Annotated in this window: 14 protein-coding genes; 13 read left to right on the top strand and 1 reads right to left on the bottom strand. The window is 59.9% G+C overall.

The genetic code is table 11. The features are described from left to right. The first annotated feature begins 21 nt into the window (after positions 1-21). Entirely contained in the window at positions 22-801 is a 780-nt protein-coding gene (locus AC07VR_RS28410) for a 1,6-dihydroxycyclohexa-2,4-diene-1-carboxylate dehydrogenase (protein ID WP_495013234.1), read from the top strand. 126 nt (positions 802-927) lie between these two features. Here the strand turns inward: AC07VR_RS28410 and AC07VR_RS28405 are convergent, their stop codons facing one another. Next, positions 928-1,401 carry an Lrp/AsnC family transcriptional regulator gene (locus AC07VR_RS28405; protein ID WP_419118732.1) on the bottom strand — a complete coding sequence of 158 codons (474 nt, stop codon included), beginning with the start codon at positions 1,399-1,401 and terminating at the stop codon, positions 928-930. Between the two features lie 220 nt (positions 1,402-1,621). On the opposite strand from AC07VR_RS28405, the gene kynU reads away from it, so the two are divergent. The 12 genes from kynU (at position 1,622) to AC07VR_RS28345 (ending at position 16,788) form a co-directional block, all read left to right on the top strand. Beyond that, positions 1,622-2,872 carry a kynureninase gene (gene kynU, locus AC07VR_RS28400; protein WP_494995432.1) on the top strand — a complete coding sequence of 417 codons (1,251 nt, stop codon included), beginning with the start codon at positions 1,622-1,624 and terminating at the stop codon, positions 2,870-2,872. A 48-nt stretch (positions 2,873-2,920) separates the two neighbouring features. Beyond that, the gene (locus tag AC07VR_RS28395) at positions 2,921-4,333 is read left to right on the top strand and encodes an amino acid permease (protein ID WP_494995431.1); all 1,413 of its coding nucleotides are present in this window, start codon (positions 2,921-2,923) and stop codon (positions 4,331-4,333) included. A 376-nt stretch (positions 4,334-4,709) separates the two neighbouring features. After that, entirely contained in the window at positions 4,710-5,279 is a 570-nt protein-coding gene (locus tag AC07VR_RS28390) for an acyl carrier protein (protein WP_495013233.1), read from the top strand. A 10-nt stretch (positions 5,280-5,289) separates the two neighbouring features. Continuing rightward, positions 5,290-6,564, top strand: a complete 1,275-nt coding sequence (locus AC07VR_RS28385) for a beta-ketoacyl-[acyl-carrier-protein] synthase family protein (RefSeq protein WP_494995429.1) — start codon at positions 5,290-5,292, stop codon at positions 6,562-6,564. 1 nt (position 6,565) lies between these two features. Beyond that, positions 6,566-7,648, top strand: coding sequence for a beta-ketoacyl synthase (locus AC07VR_RS28380; protein WP_495013232.1), 1,083 nt, complete (start codon positions 6,566-6,568; stop codon positions 7,646-7,648). After that, entirely contained in the window at positions 7,645-8,940 is a 1,296-nt protein-coding gene (locus AC07VR_RS28375) for a beta-ketoacyl-[acyl-carrier-protein] synthase family protein (RefSeq protein WP_494995427.1), read from the top strand. The genes AC07VR_RS28380 and AC07VR_RS28375 overlap by 4 nt, the downstream gene beginning before the upstream one ends. Further along, positions 8,940-10,157 carry a beta-ketoacyl synthase N-terminal-like domain-containing protein gene (locus tag AC07VR_RS28370; RefSeq protein WP_495013251.1) on the top strand — a complete coding sequence of 406 codons (1,218 nt, stop codon included), beginning with the start codon at positions 8,940-8,942 and terminating at the stop codon, positions 10,155-10,157. Before AC07VR_RS28375 ends, AC07VR_RS28370 begins: the two co-directional genes overlap by 1 nt. A 44-nt stretch (positions 10,158-10,201) precedes the next feature. Continuing rightward, entirely contained in the window at positions 10,202-13,072 is a 2,871-nt protein-coding gene (locus AC07VR_RS28365; RefSeq protein ID WP_495013231.1) for an aminotransferase class III-fold pyridoxal phosphate-dependent enzyme, read from the top strand. Between the two features lie 9 nt (positions 13,073-13,081). Beyond that, on the top strand, positions 13,082-13,819 hold the full coding sequence (locus AC07VR_RS28360; protein ID WP_495013230.1) for a 3-oxoacyl-ACP reductase family protein: 738 nt from the start codon (positions 13,082-13,084) through the stop codon (positions 13,817-13,819). After that, positions 13,816-14,580 carry an SDR family NAD(P)-dependent oxidoreductase gene (locus AC07VR_RS28355; RefSeq protein WP_495013229.1) on the top strand — a complete coding sequence of 255 codons (765 nt, stop codon included), beginning with the start codon at positions 13,816-13,818 and terminating at the stop codon, positions 14,578-14,580. Before AC07VR_RS28360 ends, AC07VR_RS28355 begins: the two co-directional genes overlap by 4 nt. Positions 14,581-14,582: 2 nt before the next feature. After that, positions 14,583-15,866, top strand: a complete 1,284-nt coding sequence (locus tag AC07VR_RS28350; RefSeq protein WP_495013228.1) for a DUF1302 family protein — start codon at positions 14,583-14,585, stop codon at positions 15,864-15,866. An 85-nt stretch (positions 15,867-15,951) separates the two neighbouring features. Next, positions 15,952-16,788: an outer membrane lipoprotein-sorting protein gene (locus AC07VR_RS28345; RefSeq protein ID WP_495013227.1), complete on the top strand. Its 837-nt coding sequence runs from the start codon at positions 15,952-15,954 to the stop codon at positions 16,786-16,788. Positions 16,789-16,809 lie beyond the last annotated feature (21 nt).

The raw sequence follows: 16,809 nt of genomic DNA, 5'->3' as shown, positions 1-16,809 counted from the left end.
TCCCATGGTTGAGGAGATGACATGAGCAGTTTACGTTTCAAGGGTAAGGTCGCGTTGATCACCGGCGCAGCCCAGGGCATTGGCCGACGGGTCGCCGAGCGCATGGCGGCCGATGGTGCGCGGTTGGTGGTGGTCGATCGTTCTGAATTGATTTTCGAATTGCGCGATGAGCTTGCGGCCGGCAGCGAAGTGCTGGCGCTGACCGCCGATCTTGAGCAGTACGCAGAGTGCGGCCGGGTCATGGCCCAGGCTGTCGAGCGTTTCGGTCGGCTGGATATTCTGATCAACAACGTCGGCGGGACGATCTGGGCCAAGCCGTTCGAGCATTACAAACCGGATGAGATCATGAGCGAGGTGCAACGCTCGCTGTTCCCGACACTCTGGTGCTGTCATGCCGCGTTGCCCTACATGCTGGAGCAGGGCAGTGGGGCTATCGTCAACGTCTCGTCGATTGCCACCCGCAGCATCAACCGTGTGCCTTATGGCGCGGCCAAAGGCGGGGTGAATGCGCTGACGGCATGCCTGGCCTTCGAGACCGCCGAGCGCGGAATCCGGGTCAATGCCACAGCCCCCGGCGGTACTGAAGCACCGCCCCGGCGCATACCGCGCAACAGTGCCGAACAAACGCCGCAAGAGAAAATCTGGTACCAGCAGATCGTTGAACAGACCTGCGACAGCAGCCTGATGAAGCGCTACGGCACGGTCGATGAGCAGGCAGCGGCGATATTGTTTCTGGCCTCGGACGAGGCTTCTTACATCACCGGTATGACATTGCCTGTGGGTGGCGGTGATCAGGGCTGATCACCTGCGAGCACGGGCTTGAGGCAAAGAAAATCCAATGTGGGAGCGAGCTTGCTCGCGATAGCATCACCGCGGTCATTCGGATACACCGCGGTACCCGCATCGCGAGCAAGCTCGCTCCTACACTCACTTGCGTACCACCAGATCGAGCAACTCTTCTCGTTCCTTGATTTTCTGCAGGACGATTTCCGAGCGGATATCGGTGACGCCAGCGGTGCGGTTCAGCTGATTGACGATGAAGTCCGAGAAATGTTTCAGGTTGCGCGCCTGGACTCGCAGCACATAGTTGCTCGCCCCGGTAATCACGTAGGCGGTGACCACTTCCGGCCACAATTGGACCTTCTTGATGAAGGTCTCGTGCCAGTCCTCGACGTCCTGTCGCAATGACACATGGACGATGGCTTCGAGCTCGATTCCCAGCCGTTCGGCGTTCAGCACCGCGCGATAGCCGGTGATGATTCCCTCACTTTCCAGCAGCCGCAAACGGCGTAAACAGGCCGACGGCGACAGTGCGACTTTCTCCGCCAATTCCTGATTGCTGATACGGCCATCCTGTTGCAGGTGATGCAGGATTCGCAGGTCTGTCGAGTCGAGAGTCATGGCTAGAATAAATCCGCGTTTATTTGGGTTGGATTCGAATTTTCTTCGAGATAACTACTATACGGCCACTTATTTTGCACGAAAATTCTCCAAAGCTTCGTTCATTATCTCTCCACCGTGAAGGCGTAAATAACGCCTGAAACACGACACTCACACCCATGCTCGACCCGACTATCGCGATTTGCCCGGACGGCACCTCATTCAAAAAACAGGACACTCAATGACTACAAGAAACGATTGCCTGGCGCTTGATGCGCAGGACGCTCTGGCTCCTTTGCGTCAGCAGTTTGCGCTCCCCGAAGGCGTGATTTATCTCGACGGCAACTCTCTGGGCGCTCGCCCGGTCGCAGCGCTGGCGCGTGCTCAGGCGGTGATCGCCGAGCAATGGGGTAACGGTCTGATCCGCAGTTGGAACAGCGCCGGCTGGCGCGACCTTCCTGAACGTCTGGGCAATCGATTGGCGGGGCTGATTGGTGCCGGTGACGGTGAAGTGGTGGTGACCGATACCACCTCGATCAACCTGTTCAAGGTGCTCAGCGCTGCCCTGCGTGTGCAGGCTACGAGAGCGCCGACGCGGCGGGTGATCGTCACCGAGACCAGCAACTTCCCGACCGACTTGTATATCGCCGAAGGTCTGGCGGACCTGCTGCAGCAGGGCTATTCCCTGCGTCTGGTCAACAGCCCTGAAGAGCTGCCGCAAGCGATTGACCAGGACACCGCGGTGGTGATGCTCACCCACGTCAACTACAAGACCGGCTACATGCACGACATGCAGGCCCTGACCGCGCTGACTCACGAGTGTGGTGCGCTGGCCATCTGGGATCTGGCGCATTCCGCCGGGGCGGTGCCGGTCGATCTGCATCAGGCGGGCGCCGACTACGCCATCGGCTGTACCTACAAGTACCTCAATGGCGGCCCTGGTTCGCAAGCCTTCGTCTGGGTTTCGCCTGAGCTGTGCGATCTGGTTACGCAGCCGCTGTCTGGCTGGTTCGGCCATTCGCGGCAGTTCGCCATGGAGTCTCGCTACGAGCCGAGCAGCGGAATCGCTCGCTACTTGTGCGGCACCCAGCCCATCACCTCATTGGCGATGGTGGAGTGCGGTCTGGATATTTTCGCCCAGACCGACATGGCCAGCCTGCGCAGCAAATCCCTGGCACTGACCGACTTGTTCATCCAGTTGGTCGAGCAGCGCTGCGCCGCTCACGAGCTGACCCTGATCACCCCTCGCGAACACGCCAAACGCGGCAGCCATGTCAGCTTCGAACATCCCGAAGGTTATGCGGTGATCCAGGCCTTGATCGCCCGTGGCGTGATCGGTGATTACCGCGAGCCACGGATCATGCGGTTCGGCTTCACCCCGCTGTACACCTGCTTCACCGAGGTCTGGGACGCAGTGCAGATTCTCGGCGAGATTCTCGATCAGAAAACCTGGTCCCAGGAGCAGTTCCAGATCCGCCATAGCGTCACTTGACGTCAAGGTTTTGTATCCGTGCAATCACAATAAAAAGGGGCACACAAAGTGACCACCTCCGAAAAAGGTTTCGAAGCGATTTCCAATCGTGAGCAGGGCCTGCGGCGCCAGCTCACATCGGGTCAGATGAGCATGATCGCCATTGGCGGTGCGATTGGCACCGGCCTGTTCATGGGCAGTGCCTACGCCATTGGTTATGCCGGGCCGAGCGTGCTGCTCAGCTACGCGATTGGCGCGATCATCACGCTGCTGTTGATGGGCTGTCTGGCAGAAATGACCGTGGCCCATTCGACCTCCGGCTCGTTCGGTGCCTATGCCGAATTCTATGTCAGCCCGCTGGCCGGGTTTCTGGTGCGCTACGCCTATTGGGCGGCGATTGTGCTGGCGGTGGGCACGGAAGTGACGGCGGTCGCGATGTACATGAAGTACTGGTTCGCCAACGTGCCGGAATGGATCTGGATCGTCTCGTTTTCGAGCATCCTGATCGTGCTCAACGCCATCAGCGTGAAGACTTTCGGCACCTTCGAGTACTGGTTCTCGACCATCAAGATCGGTGCGATTGTCGGCTTCATCATCCTCGCGGTGTATGTGGTGTTCGGTTCCGGCAATCCGGATTACGGCGTGCATAACTACACGGCTCACGGCGGCTTCTTCCCCAATGGTTTGCAAGGGATGTGGGTCGCGGTGATCGTGTCGATCTTCAGCTACCTGAGCGTGGAAATGATCGCGGTGGCGGCCGGTGAGGCGCAGGATCCGGAGCGGGCGGTGAAGAAGGCCTTTCGCGCGACCATCGTGCGGCTGGTGGTCTTCTACCTGCTGACCCTGGCGTTGATGTTGGCGATTGTGCCGTGGGTTCAGGCCGGTCATGCCCAGAGTCCATTCGTCACCGTCATGCAGACCATCGGTATTCCCGGCGCAACCGGGGTGATGAACTTCGTGATTCTGATTGCCGCGTTGTCGGCGATGAACAGTCAGCTCTATATCACCACGCGCATGATGTTCAGCCTGTCCCGTGGCGGGTATGCACCCAAGTCCATGGGAGTGTTGAGCAAGACCGGGATCCCGCTCAATGCCTTGTTGCTGTCCAGTTCGGGCATCGCTTTGGCAACGTTGCTGAACGTGGTGTACCCGGAAAGCTCCTTCACCTTGATGATGGCGATCTCGATGTTCGGCGCCATTTTCACCTGGTTCATGATCTTCCTGACCCACTACTGTTTCCGCCGTTACCAGGAGCGCAACGGCGAGCGGAAACTGTCCTTCCGCATGCGGCTGTTCCCCTACACCACGCTGTTGGGGCTGGTGCTGATGGGCGCTGTGATGATCACCACCTACTTTACCGATGCCTTCAAGATGACCCTGGTATTCGGTGTGCCTTTTCTGCTGATCCTCACGGTTGTCTACTGGATCTTCTTTAGAAAATCCAAGGCAGCCACAGTATTGAATCCGCTGCCAAAGGTTTAGACGCAGGAGATGTGCATTGCCGGCCCGGCGGTTTTCAAAGACCGTCGGGCCGGCATTGTTTCTAAGCATTCTCGAAGTCAGCTAATTGCCACAACTCTCCCTCATCAGTTAATCCACTCTCTTTAAAATGTGTGAATGGTGGAACTACCGTTCCAGTTTTGCTCTTTCGGCTGCACTCTTTTTCTGTGCATCGAACAGGTGTTTAAAGTGCCGGTTTTAAGCGCAAAACAGTTCTTTAAAAAACCATGACCACACGTTGACTCTCCCCTCAAGGGGAGAGTTTAGACTCCGGCGCCGTTGGAAAAGACCCAGGGGGAATCAAACCTCTTGCGCTGTTTTTCAATAACCCTGCGCACAATTTATACGGAGATAAATGATGAACAATCCATTGGAGTTGGAGAGCGTTATTACGAGTACTCGCGAAATCCTCGCGCAGTTGCTGGTGATGGAGGTCGATGCTATCGATGAACACAGCAGTATCGTGGAAGACCTCAGTGCCGACTCTCTGGATATTGTCGACCTGAGCTTTCAGTTGGGTCGCACTTATGGCTGCACTTTGCCGAAAACCAGCGTGCTGGATCACGCGGTAGCGGTGTTTGGCGACGTCAGCCGGTTTGTCGACAAGGGCCGTATCACCGACGCCGGTGTGGAGCTTCTCGAACAAAGCCTGAGCGCCTATGCCCCGGGTCAGCTGCGGGGCGGCATGCAGCCGGCGGACGTGTTCGCTGCCACCACCGTGCGCAACTGGGCACAACAGTGCCACAGCGTCTTCAACTACCTGCCCCCGACATGCCCGGAGTGTGGCGCCACCCAAGCGCGTCTCAATGAACGCCGGCAGGTGGTCTGTTCCGGCTGCAGCGCTCGATTGGTCCCGATGGAAGGGGACGAAATCTCTCGCCAACTGGTGGAAAAATATGCCGCGTCCCGCTTGCAAGAAACGGCCTAGGAGTTTCTTCATGCGGCTGCGAGAAGTTTATGTCACGGGATACGGACTGGTGGCGCCCACGGCGATGGACGCAGCCACGCTGTTTTCGCGGATCAGCGAGAAGCGTTCGTGTATTCGTGAACATCCGGTGTTTGCCGAGCTTGGATTTGCAAATACCGCAGCCGGTTATATCGATCACCGTCAGTGGCAGGAAATGACCGCTGAGGTTCAGAGCGATGTTTTGACGTTACCGCGACAGAGTGTGCTGGCCGAGTATGTCGCCAGGCAGGCGTTGCAGCATGCAGGTCTGACCCCTTCGGCATTTTCTCAAGTCGCCAGCGGGTTGTTCCTCGGCTCAAACAAATACTGTGTGAGCCAGGATCTGCAGGAGGCCAGTCGATACATGGACGAAGCTGGCAGTGTGGATCTTGATCTGTATCTGCAAAACCACGAACTGGCGGGCGGAGCATTTTCTCGTCGGGTCGACCAACAGACTCTGCACCTTGCCCGATTTCTCGGCATTCGTGATCACATCTCTACCCACTCCGATGCCTGCGCTGCCGGGACCATGGCGATAGGCAGTGCGTATCGCGCCATCGAGCGCGGTGACATCGACCTGGCCATTTGCGGCGCCGTGGAGTTGATGTCCCACGAACTGTCGTACTACAGCTTCGACGGCCTTGGCGCAGTGTGCCAGCGCTCCGATTTCGCCGCGGATCAACAGAGCCGTCCGTTCATGCCGGATCGTTGCGGCTTTGTGCTCAGCGAAGGCTCGGCGCTGATCGTTCTCGAATCCAGGCCGCATGCCGAGCGTCGCAAGGCCACCCCGATTGGCCGCGTTTTGGGCTACGCCAATTATTGCGAGGCGCAAAAGATCACCTCCAGCAGCCGGGATGGCAGCAAGTACGCCCACTGCATGGCCGCAGCGATTGAAAATGCCGGTCTGACGAGCAGCGCAGTCGAGCATGTCAATACGCATGGAACGTCGACGCAGGCCAACGACCGCAGCGAAGCGTTGGCACTCAAGCAGGTATTCGGCGAGTCCGTGAGCAACGTGACATTCACCGCCAACAAATCGGCGGTTGGCCATTCCCTGGCGGGCAGTGGCGCCATTGAAGCAGTCCTGTCGCTGATCAGTCTGCGCGATGGCGTGTTGTTGCCAACGCTCAATTATGACCCGGACAAGGCTGAGTTCCCCGAGCTGAATTTTCTGAGCGAACCCTTGCATCAGCCCATCAATGTCGTGCTGTCCAACTCCTTTGGCTTCGGCGGCGTCAACAGTTCATTGGTTCTGGGGAGGGCATGAGATGAATACGCTGGATACAAGACCCGTTTACATTACTGCGGCCTCGGTGTTCAACGCGGCTGGCAGCGAGTGCGCAGACTTGCAGGGGCCGCTGACGACCCCGCAACCGCTGGATTTCGACCCTGCTCGATTGGCCTATTGCGTGACCGCGCCACGATTGCCCTCGGACATTTTCGATCGAAAGATTCAGCGCGGTATCGAGCCTCAAGGTGCGCGCTTGTTGTACTGCGCAGGGCGCATCGCCCCGGCGTTGGGTGCCTTGAATCTGCCTGCGCAGCGGATTGCGCTGATGGCGGCCATCCCGGAAGTCGATGGCCCCAGCTCTTGTTGGGATGCCGTGCAGGCCATCGGTGAGCAACCCGACACACTGCTCGCGCAACTCTTTGCCCATACGCCACCGCTACATGCACTGATGATGCTCAATAGCAGCGTCATGGCTCACGTCGCGCAAGCGCTGCACTGCAATGGCCCCATGGGTGGTTTCTGTTCCCAGGGCAATGCCGGTGTCGACGCCTTGATCGAAGCCTTTGAACACCTTGCCGAAGGTCGCGCCGAGGCGGCTGTCGTGGTCAGCAGCAGTCCGAACATCACCCCTGCGTTGTACCTGCGAGAACGTGCCGAGCGACCGGTCAATGCGGGTTCGCAGCCTTACGGGGAAGGCGCGGCCGCTTTGTTGCTGACATCCTCTGCACCGACCTGCGGCTCGATGGCGTTGCGCATCGCCGGATTCGCGCGTGGTTATAGCGCCTCGCCCGAGCGCTCAAGCGCGGTGGCGAGCAGGGTCATCGAGCAGGCATTGAGTCAGGAAAAGCTCTGCCTGAGCGACGTCGCACGCATCGTGGCGGATACCCAGGATGCGCGGCTCATGAGCCTGTTCGCAGAGACAGGGCGGGTTGTTCACAGCTCCCGGTACATGACTGGCGATCTGGGGGCAAGTGCCTTGCTGACTGAGGTCGCCCTGACGTTACACGACGATCGTAGTGAGCCTGCGCAAGCGCATTACACGCTGCTGCTCAATCACAGCCGTGCAGGGCATTGGGGCGCGCTATTGCTGGTGAATGAAATCATGGAGAAGCACGCATGAGTGCGACAAGGATCGTGATAACCGGTATGGGCGCCGTGACCGGATTCGGTTTCGAATGGCAGTCGATGTGGGAAAAAATGTTGCGCGGCGAACACTGCATCCGCCCCTGGCAGCCCGAAGGCGTGAAGGACGGAGCATTCCCGGTTCGCTATGCGGCGCCAGTGGATTCAGGCTTGTTGCCTGGTTATCTGCGGGACCATTCAGCCTGGCAGACGGCCTTGGAAAAGCGCAGCAAATTCGGCTGGATTGCCGCAAGCCAGGCGGTTACTGACAGTGGTCTGGAGCCCGCCGGGCTGCGCGAAGCAGCTGTCTTGTGTGCCTCCGGCGCACCTGCGCACATGCTCCAGGACATGCTGCTGACCTACTCCGGCGAGCCTGCTCAGACCCCGGCCTGGCGCCATCTGATGAGCCGGGTCGATCAAGTCAATCCGGCCGGTTCGTTGCGCCAGAGCAACGATCGGCTGGCACGGGTCATTGCCGACGGAATCGGTTGCGAAGGGCCGGTGATCAATATCAGCAGTGCCTGTGCCGGCGCGTCCCAGGCCATCGGCAATGCTTTCCAGATGATTCGTCGTGGCGAGGTCGAGGTGGCAATCGCAGGCGCAGCGGACTCGGTGTTGAGCCTGGACACCATGACCGCGCTGTATCTATTGGGCGCGGCAAGCAGTGAACAGCGCTGGGGAACCGAACTTTGCCGGCCTTTCGATCGCCACCGCAGTGGCTTGATTGCGGGCGAGGGCGGCGGCTTTGTGGTACTCGAAACCCTGGAGCGAGCGCTGGCGCGTGGCGCCGTTCCCTACGCCGAAGTGCTGGGTTTTGGCAGCAGCCTGGACGGTTACAAGGTGACCGCGCCCGACCCGCAAGGACGTGGCGCTGCCCTGGCCATGCAGACGGCGTTGCACGACGCCGGGATCGCGCCGCAACAGGTGGATCTGATCAACGCTCACGGGACGTCGACGCCACTTAACGATGCCGCCGAAACCCTGGCGATCAAGTCTGTGTTCGCTGAACGCGAGCACTATCGACGGTTGGCGATCAGTGCCAACAAGTCGCAGTTCGGGCATCTGATCGCGGCGGCCGGCGCACCGGAGTGCATCGTCACGGCACTGGCCTGCCGGTACGACCGAATTACGCCAACGATCAACCTGCACAGCGCCGATGAGCAGTGCGACCTGGACTACTGTGCCCATCAGGCGGTCAACCGCCGGGTCGATGTGGCACTGAGCAACTCATTCGGTTTCGGTGGTCTCAACACCTCCCTGGTGCTTGGCAAATATCGGGAGCACGCATGATGGGGGCTGCACACGCTCAGGTCGCGATTGCCGGTGCTGGCTGTGTATTGCCCAGCGGCTGGGGTGTGGAGCGTTTCTGGTCGGCGGTCTGTGAATCGCGCAGTGCAATTGCGCCCTTGCACTCCAGGCAGTTTCACAGCGCCCGGGTGACGGCCTTCGGACAAATTTCGGATGAAGATCACCAGCGCAGCCGTCAGGACCTCGCACAGAACCTGCAGCGCTATTGCGCGCCGGCGGTGATCTGGGGTGTCAGCGCGGTACGCCAGGCGTTGGCCGAAGCGAACCTTGCTCCGGGTCAGGACGGTTTGCGTTATGGCCTCTATTGCTGTCAGGGCGGATTCACCCACCCCTCGCTCGCCTCTTATGGCGAGTTGCTCCACGAATGCCGCAAGGGCGAGGGCGCCGACATGCGCCTGCTGGCCCGACGGATTCTGCAGGAGCGGGTGCAGGATCCATTTCTGGTGCTCAAAGGCCTGAGCAACATCTTGCTCGGTGTGGTCAGCCTGGCCCTCAAGCTTGAGTGCGAATGCAATGCCTACATGCAGGGCGTCTCCGGCAATCTGGCAGCGTTGCGCGAGGCCAGTGCGGCGCTGCAGAGCCGGCGTATCGACGCCGCTATCATCGTTGGTTCCGGGAGTGAACTCGACGCGCTGGCACTGTGCGCACTGGTGCAGGCGGGCATCATCAGCGCCGACGGTTCGCAAACGCTGCGACCTTTCGATGTGCAAGGGACGGGCGGCATTGCCGGAGAGGGCGCGGCGGCATTAATCCTGCGCCGACGCGAGGACCTGTGCGATGCCCCGCAGGTTTGCCTGGTGGGCATGACCGCCCACGTCGATCTTGAAGCGTTGAACCTGCCCGACAAGCAAGTCGATCTGCTGGTGTGCGCGGGCAGCGGCGATCCGCAGAAGGATCGTCAGCTGAGCCAGACCCTGGCCCGTACGGGCGCTGCACATATCACCAGTGGGCTGCCGGTGACCGGAATTCTCAGCGCGGCCCCCAGCCTGGTCGATCTGATTCTGGCCAGACGTGCCCTGCAGGCCCAGAGCGTGCCGCCAATTTTCGGCTTGCAACAGCCAGTCGCTGCGCATTTGCCCTTTGTGATGGGCGCCAGTCGCTCGGCGAACTTGCGCGACTGTCTGGTCATCAACCGCGACGACAACGGTTTCAGTGCTTGTTACCAACTCGAGTACAGCGTTCAGGCAGCCAGCGCCTGACGTTTTTTGTGAACCGCCTTCTTCTTTCAAGGGATATGACTGTCATGGATTACCGTAATTTCGTTCGCCCCAAGTTCGTTGACCTGCTGCAGGCACTGGGCCTGGAGTGCGAGTTCCAGCGGGCGCTGGGCAGTAAACTGTTCTATCGCGACCGTGACGGTGCACAAGTCACCGTCACCGATTTTCTCGGTGGTTACGGCGCAGCCTTGTTCGGGCACAACGATCCGCAGTTCGTCGACCAGCTCTGCACGCTGTTGCGTGACGACGTGCCTTTCAACGCGCAAATGTCGATACGCGGTCCGGCCGGAGAGTTGGGCCGTGCGCTCAGCGAGGCCTTCAATCGTGAGTTGAAGAACACCGAACGGTACATTTCGACCTTCTCCAACAGCGGTGCCGAAGCGGTGGAAATAGCCGTCAAGCATGCCGAGTATCGTCGTCAGAAAACCCTGCACAAGCAGTTCGACGATCTGGATTTTGCCCTGGCCAATCTGACGGCCAGCGACCGGGCTTATCGGGAACTGGATGTCGATGACCTTGACCTGCCTGCCGGGCTGCTACCGGCTCACCTGACGAGTGTAACGGTACGTCAGGTGGTCGAGGCGGTGCGTCAGTACAACCTGGCGCAGCTGCATGTCGAGCCGGTGTTCGTCGCGCTGCGTGGCAGCTTCCACGGCAAGCTGGTCAATACCGTGCAGCTGACTTACGGCAGGCAATATCGCCAGCCATTCGCCCGCTTCGGCTTGAACGTCGAGTTCATCGATCCGCAACAGCCGCATCAACTCCAGGAACTGCCGGCGCGTCATAGCCGGCACTGGCTGACCCTGCAGTGGAGCGGCGAGCAGTTACTGGTCGCTCGGCAGGCGTTCAGTGCAATCACTGCGGTGTTGCTTGAACCGATTCAGGGAGAGGGCGGAATCATCGAATTCGCCTCCGACTTCTACCTCGCGTTGCGGCGTCTGTGTAACGAACAGCAATGCCCGTTGATCGTCGATGAAGTGCAGTCGGGCTTCGGTCGTACCGGCACCTTCCTGGCCAGCAGCCATTTCAATCTGCAAGGCGACTACTACTGCCTGTCCAAGGCGCTGGGCGGTGGCTTGATGAAGATTGCGGCAACCGTGATTCGCAGCAGCCACTATGAAAACGACTTCAGCTATATCCACAGCTCGACCTTCGCCGAAGACGATGCGTCCTGCCATATTGCGCTGTCGGCCCTCAATCGGCTGTTCGCCAATGACAATGCCATGCTCAAGGATGTGCACAACAAGGGCGAGTACCTCAAGACCTCGCTGCTCGAGCTCAAGACGGCTTATCCCGATGTGATTGCCGATGTCCGCGGCCGAGGGCTGTTGCTCGGTTTCGAACTGCACGACCAGAGCGGCAACAGTTCGCTGGTGCAGGCCTCGGCCCAGTACAACGATGCACTGGGTTATCTCATCGCCGGCTACCTGCTGCAGTTCGAACGCTTGCGTGTGGCGCCATCGGGCAGCAACTCCAATGTGATCCGCCTGGAGCCGCCGGCCTGCATCACCTTCGCTGAAATCGACGGGTTGATCGGCGCGTTGCAAAATGTCTGCGACATGCTTCGCCGGGGCGACGCCTTCCCGCTGGCGGCGACTATCTGTGCCGATTCGATTCCGGTTGTGCCAGCGCGTGACGCCAGTTTCCAGAGGCCTGCCAGCGGCATCAAAGCCGACCAGGACACGCCGGTCGTCGCTCGCGTTGCCTTCATCAACCACTTGATCGATGCCGACATTCTTGGCGATGTCGATCCGTCGTTAGGCCAGCTGAGCGCCGAACAGAAGCGCGCTTTCATTACGCGCACTGCGCCGGAACGCCGGGCTGCGCCAGTCGGGCCGGTGCTGATTCGCTCGCGGCTCGGTACTGCGGTGGAGTTCACCTTGTATCCGTTGTGCATGGACTCCAACGCCATGGCGGACTACATCATCAGCGGTGACCTGGAGGTCATCCGCGAAGAGGTCGGCAACCGCATTCTCGACGCTCGCGCCGATGGTTACAGCGTCGCGGGGCTGGGGATGTACACCTCCATCGTGACCAACAACTGCCAGGCGCTGAAGATCCCGGGCATGGCGCTGACGTCCGGCAATGCCTTGACCATCGGCATGGGGCTGGAAGCCATTGAGCAAGGCTGCAAACAACAGCAGCTTGAACTGCACGAGCAAGCCGCAGCCGTGGTCGGGGCGGCCGGCAACGTTGCTTCGACTTACGCGTCCCTGCTGTCGGCCACCGTCGATCACCTGATCCTGATCGGCAGTGGTCGCGATGGCTCGGTGCGTCGCCTGGAGAAAACCGCGCAGCTGATCTACGCCGACGCCGCCCGGTCGATCCTCAAGGGCAACGCCGAACAGGATCGGCTGGCGATGCGTCTGCTCAAGCTCAACGGTATCGAGGAGTTGCTCCAGGAACATGGCAGCAGCCCGGACCTGGGTCTGCGTATCTCGCGGCTGGTGCAGGAGCGCGTCGGGGTGAATGCGTTCATCACCGTCACCAATGATCTGAAAGCACTCAAGCGAGCCCGCGTCGTGCTGTGTGCGGCGAACGCTGCGCAGCCGTTCCTGGATGCCGGACATTTTGCCGAGAACAGTGTGATTTGCGATATCGCGGTGCCGTTGAACGTTGACCAGGCGCTCTGCAGCCAGCGTGCGGATGTTCTGTACATGCATGGCGGCATTGTCCAGACGCCACTTGGCGATGGGCTTGCGCCAAATGTCCGGGCCTATCTGAAACAGGGTCAGTTGTATGCCTGCATGGCCGAGTCGGTCCTGATGGGGTTGTCGGGGATCAAGCAGCATTACTCCTATGGCGATATCAGCCGTGAGCAAGTGCAGCAAATCCGCGCATTGGCGGCGATTCATGGCTTCGGCCTTGCTCAGTTCAAGACCAACAACTCACTCTAAGGAACGGCCATGAACCAGAAAATAGCGGTAGTGACCGGGGGCAGTCGCGGCATCGGTAAAGCGATTGTCCTGGCACTGGCCGGCGCCGGTTATCAGATTGCATTCAGTTATGTGCGCGACGAAGAGGCGGCCATGCTGTTACGTGCCGAGGTCGAGGCCATGGGGCGCGAATGCCTGGCGTCGCAATGCGACGTCAAAGACGGCAACAGCATCAAGGACTTTTTCGAACGCGTCGAACAGCGGTTCGAACGCATCGATCTGCTGGTCAATAACGCCGGGATCACCCGCGATGGTTTGCTGGCGACGCTGTCGATCAATGACATCACCGAGGTGATCCAGACCAACCTGATCGGGACCTTGCTCTGCTGCCAGCAGGTCGTGCCCGGCATGATGCGCCAACGTAGCGGCTGCATCGTTAACTTAAGCTCGGTGGCCGCGCAAAAGCCCGGCAAGGGCCAAAGCAACTATGCCGCCGCCAAGGGCGGAGTCGAGGCGCTGACCCGTGCCCTGGCCGTTGAGCTGGCACCGCGCAACATCCGCGTCAACGCGGTTGCGCCAGGCATCGTCAATACCGACATGACCGCCGCGTTGCTGGGGGCCCACGAGCAGGAAATCCAGTCGCGCCTGTTGATCAAACGCTTCGCCGAACCACAGGACATTGCCGAGGCGGTGCTGTACATCGCCGAGCGCGGACATTACCTGACGGGTGAAGTGTTGTCCGTCAACGGCGGATTGAAAATGCCATGAGCGCGCTACGAACGTTTTTGATTACAGGTGCAGCCAAAGGCATCGGCAGGGCGGTAGCGGAAAGCTTCGCCGCCGACGCTGGAAACCGTCTGATCCTGCTCGATCTGGATCTGCCGCAGTTGCAAGGCTGGGTGGCCGGGCAGGCGTTTGCGGCGAGCATCGAAACCCATGGGGCCGATATCGCCGACCTTGCCGGTTTACAGGTCCTGTTCAAGACTCTGGCCGCGCGTCTGGGTTACATCGATGTATTGGTGAACAGCGCCGGTGTCTGCAACGAAAACGAGCCTGAGGACCTGGACAACTGGCACAAGGTGATTTCGATCAACCTGAACGGAACATTCTATGTCACCTCGCTGTGCCTGCCGCTGATGGCGGACCGTGGGCGGATCATCAACATGTCGTCGATTCTGGGGCGTGCCGGCAAGGTGCGTAACAGCGCTTACTGCGCTTCCAAGCACGGCATCATTGGCATGACCAAGGCACTGGCGATGGACCTGGCACCCCGCCAGATCACGGTCAACGCGATCCTGCCGGCCTGGATCGATACGCCGATGTTGCAGGGCGAGTTGGCGGCTCAAGCCCGTATCGCGGGGATCAGCCAAGAGCAGATCCTGCGCAACGCGAAGAAGAAATTGCCGCTGCGGCGATTCATTCAGGGCGATGAAGTGGCGGCGATGGTGCGTTACCTGGCGAGTCCCGAGGCGGCGGGCGTCACGGCGCAGAGCCTGATGATCGATGGCGGCGTCGGGTTGGGAATGTAGTCATGGCCAGAGAGCGATTCAGGCAGGGGCTGGTTGCCGTGCTGGCCTGTCTCGGCCCGCAGCTGGCCAGCGCCGACATCGTGCCGGCCCATGCCGATGCTGAAGTCGGCGTGGCCACCGCGCTGCGCTTGCATGGTGACGACCAGGTCACGCAGAAGGCCGTCTATTTCAAGGCCAATCTGGAGGACAACTGGGACAGTGGCTATTACAAGGCCAAGGGCCGGGTGCGTTATGACGCCCGCTATGACGGCAATAACCCCTACAGCCAGGAAGCCCGGGAAGACTACCGCTTCAGCGCCGACTGGCGGCATTTGTACTGGGGACAATACGTCGGTGACGGTGAGCTGACAGTGGGTTGGCAGCAGGTGGTCTGGGGCCGCGCGGATGAACTGCGAGTGCTCGATCAGATCAACCCGCTCGACTACCGCGAGGGCCTGACTGCCTTGCTCGAAGACAGCCGCATTGCGGTGCCTATGGTGCGTCTGACCCAGCCGGTGGGCGAGTGGGAGCTGGAAGCCCTGTGGATTACCGACTTTGTGAAGAACCAGGCACCGGCCCAAGGCAGTGAGTTCGATGCACCGCTGTTCGCCCGGCCGGACCCGGCAACGTTCATCGTCGATTCCACGCCCGACTACAACGCTCAACGCGGTTTCTCCTATGGCCTGAGCGCCAACGGCCGGATCGGCGCGGTGGACGCCAGCTTCGTCGCACTCAATGCCCGTCAGCAAGATCCGGTGTATGCGGTCGAGGGTGTGGCCGACGATCAGCGAATTCGCCTGGAACGGCAGTTTCCGCGTTACAGCATGGCCGGGGCCGGTCTGGCGATCGATGCCGGGCACAGTATCGTCGTGCGCAGCGAGGTGGCCTATTTCGATGACTGGAGAGTGACCAATCCCTTCCGCCAGTACGGCAGCGACGAGAGCCCGATGATCAAGTCACTGCTTGGCGTCGACTATCTGCTGCGCAACTGGCTGATCTCCCTGCAATGGCAGGAGCAGCAATTGCTCGACTGGCAGGTCGGGATGTTGCAGGTCAAACGTGCCGATCTCTTCACCCTGTCTGCCGAAGGCACACATCTGCGGGACCGGCTCAAGAGTCGGTTGGTGCTGGCTATGTCACCGCCGGCCAAAGACGACGCCTTGCTGCAGGGCATCTTCACCTACAAACCGGTCGACTGGCTCAAGCTGGGGCTGGAGGTGGATGTGTTTTTTGGCAAGCAGGACCGGCCATTTGGCGAGTACGACCAGCGCGATCAGGTTCGGCTTTCGGCGGGCTATTTGTTTTAACCATACAGCTTGTTCTGAACATACAGCGCCTGCGTGCACCGTGCGCTGGCGAGCAACTCACTCACATGATGAAAAGGAAAATTCTATGTTGCCGCTATTCAAGGTCCTGACCGCTGGTGTGTTGATGCTGACGAGCGCTTCGGTGTTTGCCGCCGAGGGCCAGGACGCTGACGAAATCATCCGCCAGGCCAGAGATCGCAACGACGGTAAGAGCTTCATGTCGCAGGTGTCGTTGATCCTGCTCGACAAGCAGGGCAATAGCCGGGTGCGCGAGTTCAACTACCTGCAGAAGGATTATCCGGACAGCGACAAGTTCACCATGTATTTCTCGGCGCCCAATGACGTGCGCGATGTCGCCTTCCACATTGAAAACCCCCACGAAGCACTGAGCACCGAAGATAGCCAGTGGATGTACTTGCCGGTCAGCCGGCAGACCCGGCGCATTTCGACCACCGACAAGCGCGGTGCCTTCATGGGCAGTGATTATTCCTATGCAGACCTGGACAAGATCCGGGCCAACGATTATCGCCAGACCCTGGTCGGCGAAGAGAACATTGCCGGTCGTGAGTGTTATGTCATCGAGCGCACGCCTGCGTCCGCGCAAGTCCTGGCCAAGACCGGCTACAACAAGCTCAAGGTCTGGATCGACAAAAAGAATCTGCTGGTCATGCGTCAGGATTTCTTCGATGTCAAAGGCGTGATGTTCAAACAGATGCGCACGCTGAAAGTCGAGGCTGTCGATAAGATTGACAGCATCACCCTGAGCGAGACCGAAGACTTCATCGCGGGCACTCGCTCCCAGCTGCGTTTCAACCAGTTGCAGTACAACGTTGAGCTGGACGACCGACTGTTTACCCAGACCGCCATCAAACGCGGCCTGAAGACCGGCGACCTGCCTGAATTCGCCGTGTCCGCTCGCTAAGCACTGCTCCGACCTTTGTGG

The organism is Pseudomonas sp. GW821-FHT02H09, assembly GCF_059421425.1.
The sequence above is the reverse complement of the archived record's forward strand: the minus strand, read 5'-3'. Positions and strand labels throughout refer to the sequence as shown.